This is a genomic window from Saccharothrix obliqua (assembly GCF_019375475.1).
GTDB classification, from domain to species: Bacteria; Actinomycetota; Actinomycetes; order Mycobacteriales; family Pseudonocardiaceae; genus Actinosynnema; species Actinosynnema obliqua.
The window spans coordinates 1-2277 of the sequence record NZ_JAHXGQ010000029.1; the positions used below are offsets into that span (position 1 = coordinate 1).

The following is a 2277-nucleotide window of genomic DNA, read 5'->3' on the forward strand; positions in this document are numbered from 1 at the left end:
CTCGCTCGTGCCGGCCTGAAGCCGCTGTCCACCGACGAGGGCGTGGAGCTGTTCGACGCGGCCCTCGCGCACGGCGCGCCCGTGCTCGCCCTCACCGGGCTGGACACGGCGGCGCTGCGTGGCCGCGACGACCTGCCCGCCGTGCTGCGCGACCTGGTGCGTACCCGGCGGCCCGCGCCGGCACGCGCACCCGACACCACCGACCTGCCCGCGCTGGTGCTCGCGGAGGTCGCGGCGGTGCTGGGGCACGACGACGCGGCGGCGCTCGACGGGCGGCGCGCGTTCACGGAACTGGGCTTCGACTCGTTGACCGCCGTCGAGCTGCGCAACCGGCTCGGCGCGGCCACCGGGCTCACCCTGCCCACCACGGTGGTGTTCGACCACCCGAGCCCCCGCGCCCTGGCCGACCACCTGGCGACCCTCGTGGACACCGGTGACCGGCCGGAGCCGGTCGTGGACCGGCTCGCGGAGCTGATCCGGTCCGGCGGGCTGGCCGAGGCCGAACTCGACCGCCTGCGCGACCTGCTCGGCGTGCGGCAGGCGCTGGACCCCGATCTCGACGCGGCCGATGACGAGGCGCTGTTCGCGCTGGTCGACGAGCTGGACTAGGAGAACGACGTGGCTGACGAAGACAAGCTCCGCGACTACCTCAAGCGCGCCATCGCCGACGCCCGCGACGCGCGCCGCCGGCTCAAGGAGGTCGAGGACCGGGCGCAGGAACCGGTCGCGATCGTCGGCATGGCGTGCCGCTACCCGGGCGGCGTGGCGACGCCGGACGAGCTGTGGCGGCTGGTCGAGGAGGGCCGCGACGCCGTCACGCCGTTCCCGGTCAACCGCGGCTGGCCCGCCGACCTGCACGACCCCGACCCGGACCGGGTCGGCCGGTCCACCACCGGGCACGGCGGGTTCCTGCACGACGCGGACCGGTTCGACGCCGAGTTCTTCGGCCTCTCGCCCCGCGAAGCGCTCGCCGTGGACCCGCAGCAGCGCCTGCTGCTGGAGACCACCTGGGAAGCGGTGGAGGGCGCGGGCGTCGACCCGGAGTCGTTGCGCGGCAGCCGGACCGGCGTGTTCGTCGGCGTGATGTACAACGACTACGGCTCGCGGCCGAACCTGCCGCCCGACGACGTCGAGGGCTACCTGTTCTCCGGCAGCGCGGGCAGCATCGCCTCCGGCCGCCTGGCGTACACGTTCGGGCTGGAAGGCCCCACCGTCACCGTCGACACGGCGTGCTCGTCGTCGTTGGTGGCGTTGCACCTGGCGGCGAACGCGTTGCGGCGTGGTGAATGCGACCTGGCCCTGGCGGGCGGCGCGACCGTGATGTCCACGCCGACGGCGTTCATCGAGTTCTCCCGGCTGCGCGGCCTCGCGGCGGACGGGCGGTGCAAGTCGTTCTCCGAGCACGCCGACGGCACCGGCTGGTCCGAGGGCGTCGGCGTGCTGCTGCTGGAGAAGCTGTCCGACGCCCGCCGCAACGGTCACCGCGTGTTGGCGGTGCTGCGTGGTTCGGCGGTGAACTCCGATGGCGCGTCCAACGGGCTCACCGCGCCCAACGGCCCCGCGCAGGAACGGGTGATCCGCGCCGCGCTGGCCGCCGCTCGGCTGTCACCCGCGGACGTCGACCTGGTGGAGGCGCACGGCACCGGGACCACCCTCGGCGATCCCATCGAAGCACGCGCCGTGCTCGCCACCTACGGCCAGGACCGGGGCGAGCCCGTCCGACTGGGCTCGTTGAAGTCCAACATCGGGCACGCGCAGGCGGCGGCGGGTGTCGGCGGGATCATCAAGGTGGTGCAGGCGATGCGGCACGGCGTGATGCCGCGCACCCTGCACGCCGAGGAACCCACCAGCCACGTGGACTGGTCGTCGGGCGCGGTGGAACTGCTCACCGAGGCCCGGCCGTGGCCGCGTGGCGACCGGCCCCGGCGTGGTGCGGTGTCGTCGTTCGGGTTCGGCGGGACCAACGCGCACGTCGTGGTCGAAGAGGCTGAAGAGGTCGAAAGCCCCGGCGGCGAGGCGGTCCCGGTGCCGATCGTCCTGTCGGGGCGGTCGCCGGAGGCCGTCGCCGAGCAGGCCCGGCGACTCGCCGAGGTCGGCGTGACCACGGCGGACGAGGCGTTCACGCTCGCGACGCGCACCCCGATGCCGTTCCGGGCGGCGGGTACCGACCTCGCCGACTTCCCGGCGGCGGTGCGGCCGGTCGGTGGCCGGGTGGCGTTCGCGTTCACCGGGCAGGGTTCGCAACGCGTCGGGATGGGGCTCGACCTCGCGGCCCGG

2 protein-coding genes are annotated in these 2277 nt (G+C 74.7%); both read left to right on the forward strand.

Annotated elements, in window-relative coordinates:
- Positions 1-609, forward strand: a 609-nt coding sequence (locus KZQ38_RS37420; RefSeq protein ID WP_308258749.1) for an acyl carrier protein, incomplete at its 5' end; no start/stop codon positions are given.
- A 9-nt stretch (positions 610-618) separates the two neighbouring features.
- The coding region (locus tag KZQ38_RS35655) for a type I polyketide synthase (RefSeq protein ID WP_219448448.1) at positions 619-2277 on the forward strand (1659 nt) is incomplete at its 3' end.